Below are 4,677 nucleotides of genomic sequence, written 5' to 3'. Positions count from 1 at the left end.
GAGGTCGCCCAGCTTGAGCACAATCGCGCCCCGGTCACACTCGAGGCTATCGACCATACGATGCATGGCCGGCTCAACCGCTTCCACAGCCAGCCGCCCGGCACTATTCGCCAACACACTCGCGCCGCGCCGCAGCCGCCAAGAGCACTGCACATGAAGAGAATGCGAGCCGACAAAAATGGTCTCACCCTTGCGGTCGCCATGGCGGATCATTTTGGGTTTGGTGGGACCGAAATCAAACATGGCCATATCAGCCGCAAAGGCGACGCCATTAAACATGAGGCCCGCAAGCGCCTCGATGGCGGGTGCGGGCCTCAAAAGACGTCAGGCCTTGTTTTCGGCCAGGAATTTTTCCAGCCAGTGGATGTCATAGTTGCCCGCAATGATATCGGGCTGCTTGATCAACCGCTGGAACAGGGGGAGGGTGGTCTTGACCCCATCCACCACGAACTCATCGATCGCACGGCTCAGGCGCTTGAGGCACTCTTCGCGTGTGCGGCCGTAAACGATCAGCTTGCCGATCAGCGAGTCATAATAGGGCGGGATCTTGTAGCCCTGATAGACGGCCGAATCGACGCGCACGCCAACACCACCAGCGGGGTGGTAGAAGGTGATCGTGCCCGGCGACGGAGCAAACGTCTGCGGATCTTCGGCATTGATGCGCACTTCGATGGCATGGCCATAGAACTGCACTTGATCCTGCGTCATCGACAGCTTTTCGCCCGAAGCGACGCTGATCTGCTCATAGACGATGTCGATGCCCGTGATGCGCTCGGTAACCGGATGCTCCACCTGCAGCCGGGTGTTCATCTCGATGAAATAGAACTCGCCGTTTTCGTAGAGGAACTCGATCGTGCCTGCGCCGGAATACTTCAGCTTGCGCATGGCCGCGGCGCAAACTTCGCCGATCTGGTCGCGTTCGTCCGGTGCGATGGTCGGGCCGCCGGCCTCTTCCCACACCTTCTGGTGACGACGCTGCAGCGAGCAGTCGCGTACGCCGAGGTGCACCGCATTGCCCTGGCCGTCGCCAAGCACCTGCACCTCGATATGGCGCGGCTTGCCGAGATACTTTTCCATGTAGACGGAATCGTTGCCGAAGGCCGCCTTTGCTTCCGAGCGCGCTGTCGACCAGGCGATCAGCACGTCAGCCTCGGTCTGCGCGACCTTCATGCCACGACCACCACCACCGGCGGTTGCCTTGATCAGCACGGGATAGCCGATTTCCTTGGCGGTCTTGAGCGCGTCGGCTTCGGTTTCCACCGCGCCAGCAGAACCCGGAACCACGGGAATGCCCAGCTCGACCGCCGTCTTCTTGGCGGTGATCTTGTCACCCATGATTTCGATATGGTGCGCCGAAGGACCGATGAAGGTCACATTGTGCTCGGTCAGGATTTTGGCAAAACGGGCGTTTTCCGACAGGAACCCATAGCCCGGATGCACGGCGTCGGCCCCGGTGATCTCGCAGGCCGCGAGGATCGAGGGGATATTGAGGTAGCTGTCCTTGGCCGAGTTGGGGCCAATGCAGACGCTTTCGTCGGCGAGGCGCACATGCATGGCATTGGCGTCGGCCGTCGAGTGCACTGCAACGGTCTGGATACCCAGTTCCTTGCAGGCGCGCAGGATGCGCAGGGCGATTTCGCCGCGATTGGCGATCAGGACTTTCTGGAACACGTGAAAGTCCCTCCTTACTCGATGACGACGAGCGGCTCGCCATATTCGACCGGCTGCGCGTCCTCGACGAGAACACGGGTGACCGTGCCCGAGCGATGCGCCGGAATCTGGTTCATGGTCTTCATCGCTTCGATGATGAGGACCGTCTGGCCTTCGGTCACCTTGGTGCCAACATCGACAAACAACGGCTTGCCCGGCTCAGGCGAGCGATAGGCCGTGCCCACCATGGGCGAAGTCAATGTGCCGGGGTTGGAAGCGAGATCTTCCTTGCTGGCCGGCGCGGCGGCCGGAACGACCGACGCAAGCGCTGGTGCTGCCGGTGCAGCCGGCGGCGCATAATACTGCGGGGCAGGGGCGTAGGCCGGGGCCTCGACCGGATAGGAGCGGGTAACGCGGACCCGGAAATCCTCCTGCTCGATCTCGATTTCGGCGAGATTTTCTTTGTTGAGCAGTTCGGCGATGGCGCGGATCAGGTCCTGATCCACCTGCGATGACTTGGTCATTCTTGTCGGTCTCCCGGCTTCCAGTCGAAGCGTTATGCGAGTTTCTGAGCCATGGCTTCCAGGGCCAATCTATACCCCAGCGTACCAAAGCCGCAAATGACGCCGAAGGCGACTGCCGACACATAGGAATGGTGCCGGAAGGCCTCGCGCTGATGAATGTTGCTGATATGGACTTCCGCAACCGGCAGGGCGACGGCTTTGAGCGCGTCGTAGATTGCCACCGAAGTGTGCGAATAGGCGCCGGGATTGATCAGGATGCCATCGGCCGTGCCGAGCGTTTCCTGGATCCAGGTCACCAATTCACCTTCGTGATTGGATTGGCGGAAATCGATGGAAAGTCCGAATTCGTCTCCGGAAGCCCTGCAAATGGCCTCCACGTCGGCGAGAGTCTGCGCGCCGTAGATTCCGGGCTCGCGTTTGCCGAGCATGTTGAGGTTCGGGCCGTTGAGGACGAGAACGTGCTTTGCCATGATCTTTGCGTTGTGCACCGGCTGTTCCCGGCGGTGCAAGGGCGGTTACACGAAATGCACCGAAAAGGCGAGCCTCCTCGGTACTTTCCGCGCGTCTAACCGGAGAGTCGGGCGAGATTCAGGCTGGCGCGACAGATTGGAGGAAACTGGCCCTCCTCGCCGTCGTCATAGCCAGGCCTGTCCTGGCAATCCATCTCGCGAAAAGACGTTAGCTGCACATCGACTGGCCGCAGGCCCGCATATTGGCGATGCGCGTCCGCAGGTCATCGACGCCGATCGCGCCCGGAATGATTTCATTGCCGATGATGTAGGTCGGCGTCCCGGTAATGCCGAGCGCCTGCGCAATCTCGTAGGACGTCTGGATGGTCTTGGCCACGGCCGGCTCACCCATCTTCAGTTCCAGATCGACCTTGCTCAGGCCCAGCGAACTGGCGGCGTCCAGTGCCACGGCCTTGTCCACCTTGCCGCGGCTCGAAAACAGCGCCTCGTGGAAAGTCCAGTAGTCGACATCGGCTTCGCCGACGAGCACGCCAATGCGCGCCGCGTCGATGGATTCGTTCGAGAGAATGGGGAATTCCTTGAGGATGACCTTGAGGTTGGGGTCTTCCGCCAGCAATGTCGCGAGATCCGGCAGCGCCGCGCGGCAATAGCCGCAGTTATAGTCGAAGAACTCGACCAGCGTCACATCGCCCTCGGGATTGCCCAACACCACCTGGCCCGGATCGTTGAAAATCGCGTCCTGCATTTCGGTGATGGCGACCTGCGCCTTGGCCGATTCCTCGGTCCGCAGCGTTTCATCAAGCGCCACCGACAGCCGCTGCAGCAGCTTGGGGTCGCTCATGAGGAAGCTTTCGATCATGGGATTGAGCACGGCGGGGTCAATTGCCGCCACGGCCTGCGGCGCCGCGCTGGCAGTCGCTTCGTGCTCGGTGAGCACGCTCTCGACAATAGCGCGCACCGCGACCGTGTCTGTCTCCGGCTCCGGCCGGTTGAGCTGGGAATATCCGAGCGCCCCCGCGAGAATCCCCGCCACAACGGCCAGCACGATAGACAGACGATTCATCAGACGAGTGCTCCCAGAGATTCTGCGCTAGGCCTTCTAGCAGACCTCCGGCCAATCTGGCACCGGACAATTGCCGCAGTCTAAAGCTGCGCTTCAATTGTTGTTGAGTGAACCGGCGCTTCCGGCTAGTCCCCATGGACCAGAAGGAGCCGCCTATGACCCCCGCAGCCGACGGCCTCATGCCGTTTCTCGCCATGGACATTCTCAACCGTTCCAAGGTGCTCGAAGGGCAGGGGCGCGCCATCTGCCATCTGGAGCTGGGCGAACCCGGCCATCCGCCCGCCCCAAAAGTCCTCGAAGCCGTTGCCCGCGCTCTGCCCGATCCTCAGGGTTACACCAGCGCCAAGGGCCGCATCGATCTGCGCGAGGGTCTTTCGCGCTATTATGCCGAGCAGCACGGCGTCTCCGTGAACCCGGAAATGATTCTGGCTACAATGGGTTCGTCGGCTGGCTTCATCCTCGCCTTTCACACCGCCTTCCGCCCCGGCGCCCGCATCGCCATCACCCGCCCGGGCTACCCCGCCTATATCAACACCCTCATCGGCCTCGGCTTCGAATATGCCGAAATCCCGGTCACGGCCGCCAATAACTGGCACCTCACTGGCGCCGACATCGAAGCCGCCTACCGCGAAACCCCCTTCGAAGGCCTCCTCTTCGCCAGCCCCGCCAATCCCACCGGCGCAGCCATTGATCGCGCCGGCCTCGCCGACGTCATCGACACCTGCCGCCGTCTCGGCGTGACCCTGATCTCCGACGAAATCTACCACGGCCTCGACTATCGTGGCCCCTCGGTATCGGCGCTGGAGCTGACTTCGGACGCCATCGTCATCAACAGCTTCTCCAAATACTATTGCATGACCGGCTGGCGCATCGGCTGGATGGTGCTCCCCGAAGCCCTGATCCGCCGCGCCGAAATCCTGCAGCAGAACCTCTTCATTTCGGCACCCACCCTCAGCCAGATCGCCGCCAC

Annotated in this window: 5 protein-coding genes and 1 pseudogene; 1 reads left to right on the top strand and 5 read right to left on the bottom strand. The window is 61.8% G+C overall.

Going from position 1 to position 4,677, the window contains the following annotated elements; genetic code table 11:
- The 5 genes and pseudogenes from ABW043_RS11090 to ABW043_RS11070 all read right to left on the bottom strand — a co-directional run.
- A pseudogene (locus tag ABW043_RS11090) lies at nt 1-279 on the bottom strand (hypothetical protein); the annotation flags it as partial.
- Nucleotides 280-324: 45 nt separating this feature from the next.
- Nucleotides 325-1,671 carry an acetyl-CoA carboxylase biotin carboxylase subunit gene (gene accC / locus ABW043_RS11085; protein ID WP_353921269.1) on the bottom strand — a complete coding sequence of 449 codons (1,347 nt, stop codon included), beginning with the start codon at nt 1,669-1,671 and terminating at the stop codon, nt 325-327.
- Nucleotides 1,672-1,685: 14 nt separating this feature from the next.
- Entirely contained in the window at nt 1,686-2,174 is a 489-nt protein-coding gene (gene accB, locus ABW043_RS11080; protein WP_353921268.1) for an acetyl-CoA carboxylase biotin carboxyl carrier protein, read from the bottom strand.
- A gap of 32 nt (nt 2,175-2,206) precedes the next feature.
- Nucleotides 2,207-2,644: a type II 3-dehydroquinate dehydratase gene (gene aroQ, locus ABW043_RS11075; RefSeq protein ID WP_353921267.1), complete on the bottom strand. Its 438-nt coding sequence runs from the start codon at nt 2,642-2,644 to the stop codon at nt 2,207-2,209.
- Between the two features lie 208 nt (nt 2,645-2,852).
- Nucleotides 2,853-3,707, bottom strand: coding sequence for a DsbA family protein (locus ABW043_RS11070; RefSeq protein ID WP_353921266.1), 855 nt, complete (start codon nt 3,705-3,707; stop codon nt 2,853-2,855).
- A 155-nt stretch (nt 3,708-3,862) separates the two neighbouring features.
- Between ABW043_RS11070 and ABW043_RS11065 the strand changes: the two genes are divergently transcribed.
- Nucleotides 3,863-4,677, top strand: an 815-nt coding sequence (locus tag ABW043_RS11065) for a pyridoxal phosphate-dependent aminotransferase (protein ID WP_353921265.1), incomplete at its 3' end; no start/stop codon positions are given.

Source organism: Devosia sp. (genome assembly GCF_040509215.1).
Taxonomy (GTDB): domain Bacteria; phylum Pseudomonadota; class Alphaproteobacteria; order Rhizobiales; family Devosiaceae; genus Devosia.
The sequence above is the reverse complement of the archived record's forward strand: the minus strand, read 5'-3'. Positions and strand labels throughout refer to the sequence as shown.